The sequence below is a fragment of the Mesorhizobium sp. URHB0026 genome (assembly GCF_054059755.1).
Genome location: NZ_JBSSCN010000002.1, coordinates 128,510 through 145,792 on the forward strand (window position 1 = coordinate 128,510; position 17,283 = coordinate 145,792).

Consider the following 17,283-nt stretch of genomic DNA (forward strand, 5'->3'; position numbering starts at 1 on the left):
CAAATCGATGAAGCTCGACAGTCCCGGCTCCATTTTGCCTTGGCAATCCGCTCCATCTGTCGAGGCGGTCCTGTTGCAAGGTGATCCCGTCCGCTGCAATTGCAGTTTCAGAAGACGGCGGTCCTGTCGTCCAAGCTTGACAACGGTGCCCGAATTTATGTTCGTGGACTTGAAATCAATTGAATTAGGTGGACGTCCACATGCCGGAATTGGGCAAGGAAGTGGTAATTATTGGAGCGGGCATCGTCGGCGTCAGCGCAGCTCTTTATTTGAAGCGCGCAGGCCTGAACGTCACGGTCATCGACCCGCTGTCGCCCGGCACTGCGACGTCTTTCGGCAATGCCGGAATGGTCAGACACGACTGCAACGTGCCTGTGGCCATGCCTGGAATGCTGCGGCAAGTGCCAGGCTGGCTCACCGATCCGCTGGGGCCGCTAGTTTTGAAGCCTCACTATGCATTGAAGGCAGCGCCTTGGCTGCTCAGATGGATTCGCGCCGGACGGATGGACAGCGTCAATAGGGCAGCAGACGCCCTATGCAACCTTCATAGGGGCAACCTCGAATGCTATCGTGATTTGATCGGCGGTCCAACATTCGCAGCCCTGATCCGCGAGGTAGGCGGTATCCAGGTCTGGGAAAGCGCCGCCGTTGGTACCTCCGACCGCATCACTGCTGAAATCAACGAGCGGCAAGGCGTCGTCACCGAACCATTGTCTCGCTCGGATTTGGAGCGCTTGCTGCCGGGGATTTCAAACATTGCACGACGCGGGCTCCTCTATCCCCACAACGCCCATACCACCGACCCACATCGCTTGGTCATGGCCATTGCTGATGGGTTGCGGCAAGCCGGCGGCGCGTTCGAAGCGGAACGCGTGCTGAAGATCATCCCTCGCGAAGCAGGTGGCTACACGCTTATGACGAACACAGCCAACCGAAAGGCGGACGCGGTGATCATCGCCGCTGGCGCCTGGTCGAACCGCTTGCTCAAGCCGCTCGGTGCGGAATTGCCGCTCGAGACTGAACGTGGTTACCACCTGATGATCCCTTCCCCGTCGATCGAATTGCCGATGCCGGTCCAGATGAAGAACCGCGGTTTCGCGCTGTCGCCTATGGAACACGGCCTCCGGCTTGCCGGCACGGTAGAGATTGCCGGACTGGAAGCCCCACCTGACGAACGGCGTTCCGAAATCCTGCTCACCCATGCTCGAGCGTTGTTTCCGGACCTGAAGGGCGGAGAGCCGACGATCTGGATGGGCTTTCGCCCCTCCCTGCCTGACAGCGTACCGGCGATTGGCGAGGTGCGCGGACATCGCTCCCTCTTTGTCGCGACGGGACACGGTCACACGGGTATGATCGGCGGTGGCTCGACGGGACGGCTGATCGCCGAACTCGTCACCGCCAATCGGCCCCACATCGACCCCGCGCCTTATTCGCCTGACCGCTTCCGAAGCGCCTAAACAACGCGCACTGAGCGGCGTTCGCGCAAGAAATCCATGCCTTGGTAGGCCCAGTAAGTCAGTTGAACAGCGGCAGTGCCGAAGAGGCCGCCGTTCCAGAAAAAGCCGAAAGGCGCAAACGCGCGATAGCGGTCGCTCTCGCCGGCAAGTGCCTCGGCGACCACCCGTGCGCCGATCGCGGTGGTGTTGAGACCATGGCCGCCGAACCCGGTACACGCCCACACACCCGGCATAACCGGTCCGATCAGCGGCATTAGATGTCTTGCATAAGCCATCAGTCCCGACCATGCCACGTCGACTTTCAAGCTCTCTAGTTGGGGGTAGGTCGCGACCATTTCTCGCCGGATCACGGCAGCGATGTCGCGCGGATCGGTGGTGCGTGTCGTTATCCGCCCACCCCATAGCAGCTTCCCGTCAGCCAGGCGGTAATAGTCGCCGGCGCGCCGGCCATCGCTGATCCCTGATTGCGTACGGATTGCGGTTGCAATCAGTTCGGGCGCCAGTTCGCTCAGCACGACGTATGTGGCGATCGGCAGGAAGGCGCGGCGCAAAGCCGGGAGCACGCGGTCGGTATAGCCGCCGCCGGCGAAGACGACGCTCGCGGCGCTTACTTCGCCTTCGGGCGTGCGTATTCTTTTTTCCGCGCCAACGAGATCAGCGGAAACCGCAGGCGTATCCTCGTGGACGGACCCACCGAGGCGAACAATCTCGCCCGCCAGAGCGCGGGCATAATTCAGCGGGTGGAAATGGAATGAGGCGTCATCCAGGAGGCCTTGATGGTATTTACTCGATATCAACAGGCTTCGTACTTCCTCTCGGGAAAGCAAGCGCAACTGGCGCCCGAACTCAATCTCCTGTTCGTCGCGCTGAGCCTTCAGCGTCTCGCATTTTCGTAACGCGACACACGCAAGATACCGTGCGTGACATGCGCATCAGTGATGCCCAGGTCGCGGATCGCGTCGGAGACCATGGCGACGCCCTCCATGGAAAGGCGAAACAGCATCTTGGCATGGTCGGTACCGACGCGCTTACGGATCTGGTCGCCGCGCGCCGCCCAGCCCGGAGACACGAAACCGCCATTGCGGCCGGAGGCACCCCAAGCGATTCGGCGTGCCTCAAGAACAGTCACCGAAAGCCCGCGGCGGGCAAGCTCGAGCGCAGCCGTTAGTCCGGCGAGGCCGCCGCCGACGATGCACACGCTGGTATCATGCCGGCCAGACAGCACGGGGTAGGAAGTCTCTGATGTGAGCGTGCGTGTGTAGTAGGTATCGACATAGGGCGTCATTGGATCCGCTGGCCACGCTGGCTCAATCGAGGTTGATGAAACGGGTGCCGCCGACCTTACGCTCCGCCCAACGCGTGAAACGCAGGACCGGGTAGCAGTAGGCGAAATACACCAGTGCGATCACGCCGTAGATGAAAAGCACGTCGCGCGGAAAGCGCATGATCGAAATCTCACCCTGTCGCGTCAGCTCCGAGATGCCGATCACCGAAAGGATGGCTGTGTTCTTGATGATGTTGACATAGACGCCACTCATCGGCGGTACGGTCAGCTTCAAGGCCTGCGGCAGGACGACCAGGGCGAGTATCGGGACGCGCTTGAAACCTAGCGAGGTGGCAGCCTCCCACTGCCCCTTCGGAACAGCGTCGATAGCCCCCATCACTATCTCGGCGACATAGCTGGATGTATAGACGGAGAGCGACACGAACGCCGCCATCTCCGAACTCCATTGCAGCGCGGCAATACCAGTGTTGGGCAGCACGAAATAGAAGACATAGAGTTGCACCAGGAACGGTGTCCCGCGCAGCAGATGGATATAGAGGCCGAAAAGCTGGTGAAACACCGGCACTCGTTGGCTTCGCACGACGCCGATCAGGAAGCCCAGCACGGAGCCGACGACGATTGCGATGAGCGAGACCCAAAACGTCTGCACGAAACCGGTCCACAAGAACGGCAGGATCGCGACGACTATCTCGACATAATGTTGCATTCTACTTTCCGCCGTTCCATGCGGGCCCCGCGAGCCAGCGTTTGACGATCCATGACAAGCCCATCATCACGGCGTAGATGGCGAGGTAGCCGGCGGCTATGGTGAGGAAACTCTCGTTGGGCCGCACCCTTTCGCTATTCAGCAACAGGCCGGCACTGAGGAAATCAAACACTGCAATGATCGAAAGGAGCGAGGTGTCCTTAATCAGCACTGCGGTCTGGCCAAGAAGGGGTGGCAGCGTATTGGCGAATGCCTGCGGCAGGACGATGTATCGCAGCCGCTGCAGGTAGGTCATGCCAACCGCCTTGCCGCCTTCGATCTGTCCCCGCGAAACCGACGCGATGCCACCGCGCACGATCTCGCTCATATAAGCGGCATTGTGCAACGAGAGCGCCATGATACCGAGCGTCATCTCGCTCCAGCGGCCCGTTTCGGGGACCAGGATCGGCAGACCGTAGTAGATAAGGTAGATTTGAACCAGCAGCGGGGTCGCCATAATGAACGCGACATAGCCCGCTACCGGGCGCCATAGAATTGCGCGACTCGACATGCGGCAAAGGGCCAACGCTGTGCCAAGTATGATGGCGGCAATGAGGCTGACAGCCGCCGCGACAAGGGTGTTTTCAAGACCCTCGGCGAAGCGCCCGAGATACTGCTCGACGATGCGATAGTTGTAAAACTCGAGGACGAAGTTCATCCGGTTTCCGCGTTGGGCTCAGGCATTGGCCGCCGAGACGGCCAAGTCTGATCGTTGGCTATGCGCAGAAGGGGCCGTCCGATCGAGGCGGCGCAGGGTCGCCGCCTCGATCTCTTCCAGGCGTTATTTGTGATCCTTCTCCCAGGCGTCGGAGGTCCACCAGTAAGCAAGCAGTGTCTGCAGCGAGTTGTCGGCGGTCTTCAGCTCGACATAATTGTCCAGCCACATTTTGAGGTGGAAAGCGTTGGGGCGGGTGGCAAAGGCCAGTGGCTCCCGCGTCATTGTGCCTTCGAGCGGCTTGAGGTTTTCGAACTGACGCACGTAGGAATTATAGTCCTGCCCGCCGACCATCGCGTCGACCCGCCCCATCGTCAACGTCTGCGCTACCGCCGGGCCGCCGCCTGCAAACACCTTCAGCGTCGCCTTCGGCAGATATTTGGTCACCGCATCGGCGTAGGTACTGCCTTGCAGCGCCGCCACCGTCACGCCTTCCTTGTTGAGGTCCTGCCACGTCTTGTACTGTGAATCCTTTGCGGCAAAGGCCAGCGTGTCGTTGAAGAACATCGGCCGGGAAAATAAAAGCTGCGCCGCGCGTTGCGGCGTGGGGGTCATGTCGCCGGCAATCATGTCCGCCTTGCCGGCCAGAAGCGCCGGAATGAGGCCCTTCCAGTCGTAATCCTGGAACACAACCTTAACGCCGAGATCGGCCGCCATCTGCTTGGCGAACTCGACGGCGAGACCGGTGCGCTCGCCGTTTTTGTCGACGAAGCTGACAGGCGGGCCCTGTGTCTGGACTGCGACGACCAGTTCCCCCCGCTTCAGGATATCGTCCATTTCGTCGGCTCGCGCGCCGCTCGCTAGCGTGAACCAGGCTGCCACGACCACGGCCAAGCTCGCTGCCGCGCCGGTCAATCTGGTTTTGAAACTGCTGTTCATTTTCTCTCTCCCTTGTTGATTGCGCTCTGACATTCCAAGATCACAGTATCTGATTGAGGAACTGCTTTGTTCGTTCTTGCTTTGGCGAGTGGAAAATCTGCTGAGGGGTGCCTTCCTCGACAATCAATCCGCCGTCCATAAACAGCATCCGGTCCGCGATTTCACGCGCAAAGCCCATCTCGTGGGTAACCACCGCCATCGTCATCCCTTCCGATGCCAAAACCTTCATCAGGTCGAGAATGCCCGTGACGGTTTCCGGATCCAGCGCCGAGGTCGGTTCGTCGAACAACATTGCCTTGGGGGCCATGGCCAGAGCTCGGGCAATGGCCACGCGCTGCTGCTGTCCACCGGACAGTTGGCTGGGGTAGTGCCCCGCGCGGTTATCTATGCCCACCTTTTCGAGCAATTCATGTGCCCGACGCAATGCTTCCGTCCGTGAGCGGCGACGCACCACCGTTTGCGGCAATGCGACATTGTCGAGCGCCGTTCGATGCTGGAACAGATTAAATGATTGGAAAACCATTCCAACCTCGGCGCGTAACCTGTTGAGGTCAGCCCCGGGTTCAGAAAGCGAGACGCCATCAACGACGATCCGCCCGGAATCGATCGTCTCCAATGCGTTCATGGTGCGAAGGAATGTGCTCTTTCCGGAGCCGGAAGGTCCGAAGATGACGAGCACCTCGCCATGCCCGATTGCAGTGGTGACCCCGGCCAGCGCAAGGTGTGAACGGCCATCATCGGACCGATAGGTCTTGCGGACGTCTTCAGCGACGATGATCGGCTTGCGGTCCTGACCGGGCGTACTTTTCACGACATCACGAGCACAGGTTCGCGTCGTGATTGAGGTTCTGTGTTAGCCTAAGGATTCCCCCAGTAGACATTCAGTGCCCCCATTCGGGCGTATCAATTTTGCCGTCGGATCGTCTGGTTCGAAAGCCGGCGGTCATTTATCACCCAATGCATGATCTCTCGGAAACGTAGTCATGAAACCCGATCGAACTGACCAAAACAAGCAGTTTCTTCGAGAGGCTTGTGGGGTTTGCCCGAACTAGGCCCGATTTGTTGCCGGCCGTTCGTCGCTCTCTTTCCGAAGACGATGAAAGCTTTGCTTGAGACGCGCCTGCCGTTACGTGGCAGAGGCACGGCGCGTCCAAAATCATCGAGTGGCATGCGTATGCGACATCAGGCGTGACGGCGTGACCCTTCCCCTTGGAAGCCCGGTGGGAAAAGGCCGGTTAGATAGCTAGTTCCCATTCGGCCGTCCTTGCGTGCTATGACAAGCTTCGCCATTTGGGCTTCAAGGATCATGCTGCGCGCTTCGTCCCTGGGGCGCCTTCGTTCAAGACCAATCCTGAGACGTTGCATCCGCATGCCTGTCGGGAACACATGCGGGACGCCGAAGTTCGGGACGATCGACCAAGTCATGATCGAATGCAGATACAAAATCGAATGCCCAAACCTACGGGCCAACGCGAGGCGCCAATATGCCGTGGACCAGTGACGACGGGCGCAACGACCAGGCCACAGCGGCGGCGGCCCTTATTGTCGACGAGGAACGGGCCAGGCGCGCCGCGAAAACAGCGCGGTTGAAAGAGGCGCGTCTCGCTCAGGAAGCGAGCACTGTCCTTCCGCCCAAGCCCAAACCGCGCGTCGTGAAAAAGGTTCGCAGGATTTTTGTCTCTGGCTAGGGTGCGGTGGTCGCGCAGCCACAGAAATAGCATCCATGAACAGCTGGTGGACCCGTGCGCGGGCGCTTACCCTTTCAGCCGCCGGACATCAGTGGCGCCAATCGGAGCGCTAGGCCGTTTTCGGCCTATCGTCAGCCCCAACAAGCTGCACCACCTTTTCCTGGGCGAGTGACAGGCCGCATTCCCGGACGCGAATGGCGACGGCGGCGACAATCGCCAAGTGCAGGCAACTCCGCTTTTCTGGGGCACTGACCGGCGATCCGCCCGCTGAATGGCATCGATCGCAGCCGTCCTTTCGACGGTGACCATAACCACAGCCCCCCCAATCGACAAGACGCACAACGGCCCTGCGTGTCGGATAATCGAATCCTTCGAACGAAACGATTCCGCCATCCGCAACCCATAGGTTCGATCCCAGCGGTTCCAGCATGGTCGCTGAGTCTAGTCTGCCAGATGGGCGCAGCTGGGGGCATCAGGCGGCAATTTTGATTGCATTTTGGGTAGTGTCGTTGCTCACGCCAACGACTGAATTCTGCATCGAGAGTTCCGTCGAGGACGCGTGTTCGCAGTTGGACAAGGAGATGGACGCGACGAGCGTCCATTGCATCTGTTGTTTCTTTGCGAAGCGCTTGGCAATCACCTGGTTGACCGTGGACTCTACGATGCGGAAGGGTCTGCCATACGATGCCAAAGTGCAGGATCGAGTGGCTCGATGGTCAGGATCGCAAGGGACACGTCCATGTTCTGGCATCTAGGGCTGCCAGATGTACCCTGGCGGCAGTCGCCTTCCGTTTCCGGCAAGGAACTGACACATAGGCGCCAAAAACCTGTCGATAACGGCAGCATGCCCTGCCCTTCAGCCCGCGCGACGCGACGCCTTTGTCTAGGTCAGCCAGCCTGCTGGTCTGATCGTATGGCGGGCAATCCACCTGTATCTTTGCTTCGGTGAGTGCCATCAAAATCAACACGGAGTCACCAAGATGAAAATGATCCTTGCTACCGCCGCTCTCCTCGTTTCAGCGAGAGGCGCAATCGCCGGAAGGGACCACTATGGGTCCCAGGTCGATCCACAATTTCCCGCGACCACCACCGACACGGTGCATACCGGATCGACCAAAAAAGCAGACAACAATGCAGGCGTACCGCACACCGTGCGCAGGCCGATTGTTCCCAACGAAGAATATGGCCAGGGCATCTGGGGCCACTAACCCTGACGGCAGAAATTCGAAGACCGAGGCGAGAGACCTCGGTCCTTCCGCCGTCTCGACCAGCGAAGGTCAGCACGGTAATCGCGACGCACCGCCAAATCGAGATGCCGGCGTGCTTGTCCGCGAAGAAACTGACGGCCGGGCGGCTGGGGTTCTCGCCCGCAATGCCGAAGTTGGCGGCACGGTTCTGGCGTCGATGCGACACGCCTCTCAAGCATGGATCATGTATGGCTGACCAAGCGGATGACAAATCCGATGTCAAGAAGGCCGCCGTCTCGGTCGAAGCCAGCAGCCTGCGCGATCAGGTGTTGACAATCAAACGGGCGTTGGTCGGGTCGCCGGGTGCGCAAGTGGCTGGTGTGGACGTCGGTTGGCATCATGGCCGTCATCGTCGCGACGTCGATCGGCCAAGTTCTGCTCAACCGCTGGAACCAGCCCTTTTACGATGCGCTGGCGCGCCGCGACATGGCGGCCTTCCTGCATCAGTTGATGATCTTTGCCATGATCGCCGGTGGGCTGCTGGTGCTCAATATCGGCCAGACCTGGCTCAACCAGATGATTCGGCTGAAGCTGCGCGAAGCGCTGGCGCTCGACCTGATCGACCAGTCGGCGCGGGCTTTCCGGCTGGCCAATGCCGGCGCCATCGGCGTCAATCCCGACCAGCGCATGCAGCAGGATGCCGCGCATCTGTCCGATCTGTCGACGGACCTCGGCGTCGGCCTGCTGCAATCATTCATCCTGCTGGTGTCCTTCGTCGGCGTGCTGTGGCAATTGTCGTCGGGCTTCGTCTTCCACATCAACGGCTGGTCGCTGGCGATACCGGGCTACATGGTCTGGGCTGCGTTCCTCTATGCCGGCATTGCTCGTGGCTGAGCTGGCTGGTTGGGCGGCCGCTCAACAACCTCGACAGTGACCGCTACGCACGCGAGGCGGAACTGCGCTCCTCCATGGTGCGCGTCAACGAGAATGTCGATGCCATTGCGCTCCACCATGGCGAAGCCGATGCCAAGAGGCGGCTCGAAATGGACCTATACGCGGTGCTGGGAGCCATGCGGCGCATCTACACCGCCCAGATCAACCTATCCTGGCTGACCAACACCTACGGCTGGATCACCGTCGTTGCCCCGACCCTTATCGCAGCTCCCGTCTATTTCTCTGGGCACATCGGCTTTGGCGGGCTGATGATGGCGGTCGGCGCCTTCAACCAGGTGCATTCGTCGCTGCGCTGGTTCGTCAACAACATCGGCGGCATTGCCGACTGGCGCACGACGCTTATGCGCGTTGCCGACTTCCGCATCGCGCTCGACGAAACCGATGTGTTGCACGACAAGAAAAAGAGCATCGAGTTCGGCGACATTGCCGATGGCAGCCTGATCTTCGAGAAGCTCAAGGGCGGCTATCGCGAATAGAGGGCGGCGCCGTCTTCGGTGCCCGCGAAGGGTTCATCCACCGCTCCGCCCATGCACTACGGTTCGAAAGCTATAGACAGCCGCCAATTAAACGATCTGGCGAACTGCTGAACTCTGTCGGCCGGAAAACGTCTTTGCTCCTCGGAGCGGCGGACTGCCACATGGCACGTAGACCCAGCATTGCCATGCACTGACGGGCTGTGACCCGACCCCTCCGATATCTTCTACAATCACCGCGCCTGGCCGCCCTAGACTTTGGCATCGGCGGACAGGTGCCTGCGTAGAATAGCCTGGTGCACCGGACTGCCCCATTCTCCGCGTACCGGCCACCTCCGTGGTACGGCTGAAAAAGGAGATGAAGATGAGAAATGACGTGCCAAGCAAGGGGTTGGAATGGACCAACCTTATTCTCGGCGTAGGCTTGGCCTGCGCTGCAATCATGTTCGTCGGGATGCCTGTTGCGGCTTGGAACGCCGGGGTCGTGGGTGCGCTGATTGTGTGTAGCTCTGCCATGGCTCTGTATAGCTATGGGGATTGGGCGGAATGGTCCAACCTCACCTTGGGGTGCTGGGCGGTGGTAGCTCCCTTTCTGCTCGGCTTCGGATCGGCGCAGGGACCGATGTGGACGCATGTCGTGGTCGGGCTTTGCGTAGCGACATTCGCTGCCTTGCAGCTTTTAGCAAGTCGCAGGGCGCAGGCGTCTTCGAGCAACAATTAACATCGATTACCGGAGGGCGTCGCGGTGCAGTCTACAGCAGGAAGTTATTGGCTAACTCCTGTGCCTCGGCGCCTCCACCGTTGCTGGCTCCGCTCCGGCGAAGGTCCCCGGTACGGCGAACGCGTTTCCGACCTTCCAGCATCGCGATGAACGCGGCCAATCCTACGGCAGTGGCCAGCAGCAGGACGTGCCACCCGATGATCGAGGGAATTGCGGTCGCGACAGGCATGCAGGAGCGAAGTCTATTGCTCGTTCTCAGCCCATGGCGTTGGGCCACTAGGACGTTTCACCGTTTCACGGAAATGGCGAACCGCTTATTACTATGTTTCTTCGCAATTCCTGGACCGCAAACCGCTCACACTTTCCTTTACTCTGGAGCGGATCCCATGCTCTGCGCATGTTATGCTGCTTCTGAAATTTGCGGATTGGCGAAGGTCGAGAGCCGTCACATCGCTGCAGCCGATGAACTGGCGGTGGCCGCAGCTTTTTCACGAAGAATGGCCCGCGGCGCGAGGCAATTCCACGGGACCGAGACATCGATCGGCCTATGCCAGAGTCTAAGTCGCGCCTGCTTGGCGCATCGGCGCGGGCAGCGTTTCCCATGCCCGGATCAACTCGCCAATGGAGGCTGCCTCCATCTTGCGCATGACATTGCCACGATGCAGCTTTACCGTCACTTCACTGATGCCGAGGTCGAAGGCGATCTGCTTGTTAATGCGGCCGCGCGCCACTTCGTGCAGAACCTCGCGCTCGCGTGGCGTCAGCGTCTCAAGATGTTCTACATTGCGCTTGACGACCGCTGCTTCCGCCCGCCGTGCGGCATCCGTCGCAACGCCCGCAATCACCGCGTCAAGCAGCGTTTGGTCCCGCACCGGCTTGGTGAGAAAATCCACCGCGCCGGCCTTCATAGCTTGGACAGTCATCGGAATGTCGCCATGACCGGTCAGGAAGATCAATGGCTTGGGATTGCCGTTTTGAGCCAGATGACGCTGCAGATCGAGACCGCTCGCTCCTGGCATGCGCACGTCGACGATGAGGCAGCCTGGACTGTCCAACACATCGGCGTCAAGCAATTCGCGGGTCGAGGCAAAGGAGACTGGCTGGAAACCCGCCGACAGGATCAATTCCGACAGGGCCTCCCGAACGGACGTATCGTCATCGACAATAATGACGAGCGCCGGGTCCGCTTCACCCCTCCGTTGCTGCGACAACGGCGCCGATCTCCGTAAGAGCGGCTGGTCAACTCTCATGTCCTTCCTCCGTGTCATGGTTGCGCAAAGTCTCGCCGATGGCCGCAAGTAGGGCTTGGGCATCGAAGGGCTTCCGGAAGAACCCGCTCATCCCCTTCGCTCGGTTCTGATCGACTATCTCGTGACGACCTGTGATCAGGAAGACCGGCAGCTCCGGGCGTGCCCTGTTCACCAGGTCACGAAGTTCAAAGCCATCCATGCCAGGCATTCCGATGTCGGTGATTAGCACATCGAGCCCCGTTAGCCCGCAGATCAACAGTTGTTGCGCCGACGAGAAGCTGCGGGCCACATAGCCAGCGGATTCGAGGAGCTCCTCCATTGACTCGAGAAGTCTTGGATCGTCGTCGACCACCGCCACAATAGGTTTATGCTTACTCACGCTCACTCCCTCCCGCCCGGCGCGAGTGGGTTATCGGTATTTCCAGTCGCTCGGCGATACGCACGAGATCGGCAAGGGACGCTGCCATCATCTTCTGCATGACGTTCCTTCTGTGGATTTGCAAAGTGACCTCGCTGATCCCAAGCTCGGCGGCGGCCTGCTTGTTGAGCAGGCCACTCACCACAAGCGGCAGCACCTCACGCTCGCGTGGTGTGAGTTCCTGATAGCGCTGCTTCAACACGCCAAGTTCAGCGCGCTCCGATCTGATTTCTCGGTCGCGGGCGATCGCCACGCGAATTGCGGCCATGAGATCAGAATCGCTGAAAGGCTTGGTCAGGAAATCTACCGCGCCATCCTTGATAGCCCGGACGGATGACGGGATGTCGCCATGCCCTGTTATGAAGACGATCGGTGGATGATCCCTTCCCGCGATCTGCTTCTGCAAATCGAGCCCGCTGATATCCGGCAACTCGACATCGAGGATTAGGCAGGCTGGAAGGTCTGGCTTGTCCGCGCTGACATAGTCCCCAGCCGATCCAAACGCGAGGGCACGCAGTCCGTGTGAAGCGAGCAACTCGCTCAGAGCCTCCCGAACGCGCTCGTCGTCATCTACCACGAAGACGATATGATCAGTCACGGCGCAGACCTCCCTTCAGGGGATTGTTGGCGCTTCGTACAGCACTTGCTCTCAGCAATTGAATCTGGACTGATGGACTCACCGCAGTAACCTAGTCCCACCACGTCCCGACTACACCTTATGGAAATCCATGCATTGTATCGCGATTTGGCAGTAGTGTCCTTTTAAGGCCGATGCGTTGAGCGGGGGAGGCTTCGCACCGGAGCGCGAAGGAGCGGCCTAATGGGTTGCAAGCGCAGTTGGCTCAAGTGACCGCAAAAAGCGTGCATTGAGACCGCGAGGGCTCGCATACTGCGTGACGCTGAGCGGCTCCCGTATACGTCTATGATCATTCAAGACGGAACCGCGAGAGTCATTGGCGTCATGACGGCGTTTTCGTTTCAGCCGGCAATGTGAAGATGAACTTCGCCCCTCGCGGTTCGTTCGCCTCCGCCCACAATCGTCCGCCATGGGATTCAACGATCGAACGGCAAATCGCCAAACCCATGCCCATCCCCTGCTCTTTCGTCGTAAAGAACGGCTCGAATATTCTCTCCGGAAACTCGACGCCTCGCCCACGGTCGCTGATCTCCGTCTGGACCACATCGCCGGTTCGGTGAACGCGAATCCCAAGGACTCTGTCGCCTGGGACAGAGTCCATCGCATCCATGCCGTTGCGGATGAGATTGACCAGGACCTGTTGGATCTCGATGCGCCCGAGCGCAACAGGCGGAAGATTGCTTTCAACATCAATGCTCATATTAACGCGACGCCGCGCCGCCTCCTCGGCCATGAGGTCGCGCGCTTCGGCAATAACGCCTGAGAGTGTCGTGGTGGACCCCGTTCCCACGGATTGCCTGAATAAGGCGCGGATATGACTGACGACATCCGCCGCCGAGTTGGCATCGCGAATGACGCGCTGCAAGATTTTTTGCGCGCGCTCGAGATTTGGCGGTTCAGCCGTGAGCCAGCGCTGGCAAGCGTGCGAATTCGCCACGACCGCCGCCAAGGGCTGGTTGACCTCGTGCGCGATCGACGCAGAGAGCTCGGCTAGACTGGCTGCCTGGCTTTGACGCGCGAGATTCTCCTGGGCCAGACGCAGTTGTTCCTGCGCCCGAACCTCACCATCGATGTCCAGGCAGATCACGTTCCACTGCACAATGGCACCTTCGACGTTGCGCATCGGCGCGGCGCGCGTCTCGACCCAGCGATATTCGCCGTCGAAACGCCGCAGACGATGCCGTCGCGCATAAGGCTCCCCCGTGGAGAGCGAATGGGCGTATTTTTGTTTGACCCCCTCGACGTCGTCGGGATGAACACCGGCGTCGAGCGTGCCAGTCAAACGCGACTTTCCCGTCCCGTCCAATGTTTCAAGCTGATATCCGAGGAATTCGCGAAGCTGCTGGCTGCGATAAACCGGCTCGCCATCCGGCGCGGCGCAATCGATCATCGCCGGAAGCGTTTCGACGAGCTGCCAGAGGAAGCGCTCCCTCTCGAGCAGCGCCTCTTGGGAGATCACATGATCGTGGATATCGACGTTGGCGCCGTACCACCGGATGATTCGACCACTCTCATCGCGCAGTGGATCCGCATGACCTTCTGTCCAGCGGTATGCACCATCCCACCGACGGTTGCGAAATTTAAGCTCGAACCGTTCGCCGCTTTCGAACGACTGGGTCAGGCCCTGCAGTAAGCCGGCCCGGTCATCCGGATGGACGATGGTCTGAATTGCACTGGGCAATCCTCCCGCTGCGTCGAAATCTTCCAGCTTCAGGCCAATGTAGTCCGTCATGGTCTTGTTGATATATGCCAGGTCGCCGCCGGGCGCGACGGACCATAGCTGCACTGGCACCGTGTCCACGAGCCGGGCAAGCTCATGCTCCCGGTCGCGCAATGCCGCTTCCGCACTCTTGCGTTCGGTCAAATCGAGAATATAGGCGACGCCTTGCGTAGACTGCCCTTCGAAGCAGGCAGCCCCGATCAGTACGGTCACCCGGCTACCATCCTTTCTGAAAAACTCCTTCTCGCGGGCTTGCATCTTGCCCGTCGCCTTGAGCTCTTCAGCCTCGTAGCGAGCGTGCACGTCTTGCCATTCCGGAGGCGTCATATCGAACCATCGAAGCCCGGCCTCCAAATCCTCGCGGTCATACTGGAGCATGCCGAGAAACGCGTTGTTGGCGTCGATAAGCCGACCGTCTAGGTCCCAGATAACGATCCCGATGATATCTGAGTCGATCAGCCGCCGGATCTTGGCTTCTCGTTCCTCAATGGCGCTGTAAAGGCGCATCTGACCGTCTATGTCGTGACCGAGGCCGAACCACTGGACAATACGTCCGCTGTCGTCCCGCATCGGCTCGGCTCGGCCAGACATCCACCGGTAAATTCCGTCGGCGCGGCGCAGCCGATACTGCATGGCAAAGCTTTCGCCTGTGGCAAGGCTATGATGAATGGTCTCTTTGAACCGTGGCGCGTCGTCCGCGTGAACGGTCTCGATAAGGGCCTGTAGCCGGCTCACGCCCGGCCTGTCCGTGTCCGCAACTTTCAGCCCGAGGAAATCAACCATCTGTTTGTTGAAAAATACCGGCTCGCCGTCGGGCCTCAATCGCCAAACGTGGCTCGGGACCATGTCCACAAGCTGCGAAAGCTCACGCTCGTTATCGCGCAATGCCTCCTGCGCACGCATCTCATCATCAATGTCGAGGGAAATTACGTACCATTGCACAATCGCTCCGCTTTGATCTCGCAGCGGTTCCCCGCGGCCATCAACCCACCGATATGCACCGTCCGCACGGCGCATACGATATTTCACGGAGAAGGGCTCACCGGTGGCGAAGGAGTGGCGGGCGGTCTCCAACAGGCTGGCTGCATCATCGGGATGGACGAGGGTCTGTATGATTGCGGACAGCCGGCTAATGCCCGGCTTGTCCAAAACCGCTATGTCGTCCAGACCGAAAAAGTCTAGCAAGCGCTTGTTGAAGAAGGTCGGCTCGCCGTCGGGTTTCATACGCCTTATTTGGACCGGGACCATATCCACGAGCTGCGAGAGTTCGCGCTCCCGATCGCGTAGCGCCTCTTGCGCGCGCACCTCATCATCGATGTCGAGAGAAACTCCGTACCATTGCGCTATCGTTCCATCTTGATCGCGCCGAGGCCCTACCCTGCATTCCGCCCACCGATAGGCGCCGTCTTTCTCGCGCCAACGAAACCGCATGGCGGACGGGCCCCCGGTTTCGAAACAGCTCCGCAACGTGCGCTCGACCTCCGGGGCATCTTCTGGATGAACCAGCTCTTGCAGCAAATTCTCGATACGCGCCTTATCGATAGTTTCGAAGTCGGGGACTACGGAGCGGAAATGGTCCTGGTATCGTTTGTTGAAGTAGACGATCCCGCCCTCGGGCGTTGCGCTCCAGATACGGACCGGCACGGCGTCGATCATCTCCTGAAGCTGCTGCTCACTTCGCCGCAGCGCCTCTTCGGCCTTGACCTGATCGTCTATGTCGACTGTAGCCGCGTACCACTGAACGATCGTTCCAGTTTGGTCCCGTAGCGGCTCCGCACGGCCTTCTCTCCAGCGGTACGCGCCGTCAGTGCGACGCAGACGAAACCTTATGGAATAGGGTTCGCCGGTGGCTAGGGCGTGGCTGAGCACTTCTCTCATCACGGGTCCATCATCGGGGTGGACCGCAGCCCCAATCATGGTCGCCAGACGGCTCATGCCCGGCTTATCCCAGGCCCCGACCTCTTCCAGGCCGATATAGTCTGCCGTGCGCTTGCTGAAGAACGTCGGCTCGCCATCAGGGGCCATACGGGCGATGTGAGCCGGGACCATTTCAACGATCAACGAGAGCTCCCGTTCCCGGTTACTCAACGCCTGCAGGCTTTCGCGCAATGTGAGCATCGCCAGCTGATGCTGCCGGGATATGGCGGCCACGATGAGTGCCGAAAATGCCGAGATCGCCAGAAACAGCTGCAGCATGATCTGGTTATGCTTCTGCGCTCCGGGATCGCCGGCAAACTGGCTGGCGCCGGATACTGTGAATACCGCCGTGATCAGGGCAAGCAGGGTCAAGGTGACGGCCGCGCCTTTGAACTCAAAGCGCACAGCGGCCCAAAGAAGAGGCGGCATGATGATATAGCTAAACGGTAGATAACCGCTCAAGGAAAGGGCGGCGACCCCAAGAAAGATCAGCCCCAGTACGCAAGCTTCGAGCCATCGCGCTGCCGAGAGCTGCGCGTTGCTACGCCAGTTCTGCAACACGACCAGCGCCAGTGGCGCTACGATCAGGACCCCAGTGGCGTCTCCGATCCACCACAGAGGCCAAGCTGCCGCGAAGGTTTGCGATTGCATGCCAAACCACTGAAGTGTCGCACTTCCTACTGTGGCGCTTACGGTTGGCGCAATTCCCGCGGCCAGTGCAACAAATGCGAGAACTTCCCGCAGGGTTTCAAGCCGAACCGGCCGGTTGCAAGTCCGGTTCACGAGCCATGCGCCGGTGACCGCTTCGAGAGCGTTACCGGTATACATCAGGAAGGCTGCAGGCAACGGACTGTGGAACCACAAGAAATTGCTGAACAGTTCAGCCAGACAGCCCACCAGCACCCACCACGGCCAGCTGTATAAGGAGGTGAGGACAAGCGTAGCGATGAAAAGCCCGCTTGGAGGCCAAATGGAAATACCTGTGCCTGGTACGATTGCGAGCGACTGGGCGAATCCGCAGCCCAAGACATAAGCCGCAAAAAAAAGCCCCAGATACAAGATGGGGGGGCGGTGCAACCAGACGCGCATCATCGGCTTCTCCTGCCTGACAAAGACGGCGTGAGGACCGTCAGCGCTTGGCGTAGCACCCGTCCTCAATATCTGGGCTGGCGAATTCACACCGCAGCGTAGTGCCGCCATGCCCAAACCGCATCCTATGGAAATCCATGTATTGCGC

General features: G+C 59.9%; 11 protein-coding genes and 3 pseudogenes. 4 read left to right on the forward strand and 10 right to left on the reverse strand.

Annotated elements, in window-relative coordinates:
• Positions 1-200 precede the first annotated feature (200 nt).
• Positions 201-1,457, forward strand: coding sequence for an NAD(P)/FAD-dependent oxidoreductase (locus tag ACVWWD_RS29245; protein ID WP_352732959.1), 1,257 nt, complete (start codon positions 201-203; stop codon positions 1,455-1,457).
• On the opposite strand, the pseudogene ACVWWD_RS29250 reads toward ACVWWD_RS29245, so the two are convergent.
• From ACVWWD_RS29250 to ACVWWD_RS29275, 6 genes and pseudogenes are all read right to left on the reverse strand, one after another.
• A pseudogene (locus ACVWWD_RS29250) lies at positions 1,454-2,742 on the reverse strand (NAD(P)/FAD-dependent oxidoreductase). The gene ACVWWD_RS29245 and the pseudogene ACVWWD_RS29250 overlap by 4 nt on opposite strands.
• A 22-nt stretch (positions 2,743-2,764) precedes the next feature.
• The gene (locus tag ACVWWD_RS29255; protein WP_352675934.1) at positions 2,765-3,448 is read right to left on the reverse strand and encodes an amino acid ABC transporter permease; all 684 of its coding nucleotides are present in this window, start codon (positions 3,446-3,448) and stop codon (positions 2,765-2,767) included.
• 1 nt (position 3,449) lies between these two features.
• Entirely contained in the window at positions 3,450-4,145 is a 696-nt protein-coding gene (locus tag ACVWWD_RS29260) for an amino acid ABC transporter permease (RefSeq protein WP_352662949.1), read from the reverse strand.
• Positions 4,146-4,268: 123 nt separating this feature from the next.
• Positions 4,269-5,081, reverse strand: a complete 813-nt coding sequence (locus ACVWWD_RS29265) for a transporter substrate-binding domain-containing protein (RefSeq protein WP_352551418.1) — start codon at positions 5,079-5,081, stop codon at positions 4,269-4,271.
• Positions 5,082-5,121: 40 nt separating this feature from the next.
• Positions 5,122-5,892, reverse strand: a complete 771-nt coding sequence (locus tag ACVWWD_RS29270) for an amino acid ABC transporter ATP-binding protein (protein ID WP_352732956.1) — start codon at positions 5,890-5,892, stop codon at positions 5,122-5,124.
• 1,395 nt (positions 5,893-7,287) lie between these two features.
• Positions 7,288-7,430, reverse strand: a pseudogene (locus ACVWWD_RS29275) (ISKra4 family transposase); the annotation flags it as partial.
• A gap of 319 nt (positions 7,431-7,749) precedes the next feature.
• Between ACVWWD_RS29275 and ACVWWD_RS29280 the strand changes: the two are divergent.
• The 3 genes and pseudogenes from ACVWWD_RS29280 to ACVWWD_RS29290 all read left to right on the forward strand — a co-directional run bounded on the left by ACVWWD_RS29280 (position 7,750) and on the right by ACVWWD_RS29290 (position 10,104).
• Positions 7,750-7,977, forward strand: a complete 228-nt coding sequence (locus tag ACVWWD_RS29280) for a DUF680 domain-containing protein (RefSeq protein ID WP_352675938.1) — start codon at positions 7,750-7,752, stop codon at positions 7,975-7,977.
• Positions 7,978-8,204: 227 nt separating this feature from the next.
• Positions 8,205-9,368: pseudogene (locus tag ACVWWD_RS29285) on the forward strand (ABC transporter ATP-binding protein/permease); the annotation flags it as partial.
• 379 nt (positions 9,369-9,747) lie between these two features.
• The gene (locus ACVWWD_RS29290) at positions 9,748-10,104 is read left to right on the forward strand and encodes an SPW repeat protein (protein ID WP_352732954.1); all 357 of its coding nucleotides are present in this window, start codon (positions 9,748-9,750) and stop codon (positions 10,102-10,104) included.
• A 557-nt stretch (positions 10,105-10,661) separates the two neighbouring features.
• On the opposite strand, the gene ACVWWD_RS29295 is transcribed toward ACVWWD_RS29290, so the two are convergent.
• From ACVWWD_RS29295 to ACVWWD_RS29310, 4 genes are all read right to left on the reverse strand, one after another.
• The gene (locus ACVWWD_RS29295) at positions 10,662-11,354 is read right to left on the reverse strand and encodes a response regulator transcription factor (protein ID WP_352551412.1); all 693 of its coding nucleotides are present in this window, start codon (positions 11,352-11,354) and stop codon (positions 10,662-10,664) included.
• The gene (locus ACVWWD_RS29300; RefSeq protein ID WP_352551410.1) at positions 11,344-11,733 is read right to left on the reverse strand and encodes a response regulator; all 390 of its coding nucleotides are present in this window, start codon (positions 11,731-11,733) and stop codon (positions 11,344-11,346) included. Before ACVWWD_RS29300 ends, ACVWWD_RS29295 begins: the two co-directional genes overlap by 11 nt.
• On the reverse strand, positions 11,726-12,370 hold the full coding sequence (locus tag ACVWWD_RS29305; protein WP_352551408.1) for a response regulator transcription factor: 645 nt from the start codon (positions 12,368-12,370) through the stop codon (positions 11,726-11,728). Before ACVWWD_RS29305 ends, ACVWWD_RS29300 begins: the two co-directional genes overlap by 8 nt.
• A gap of 361 nt (positions 12,371-12,731) precedes the next feature.
• Positions 12,732-17,138 carry a PAS domain-containing protein gene (locus ACVWWD_RS29310; protein ID WP_457103670.1) on the reverse strand — a complete coding sequence of 1,469 codons (4,407 nt, stop codon included), beginning with the start codon at positions 17,136-17,138 and terminating at the stop codon, positions 12,732-12,734.
• Between the last annotated feature and the right edge of the window lie 145 nt (positions 17,139-17,283).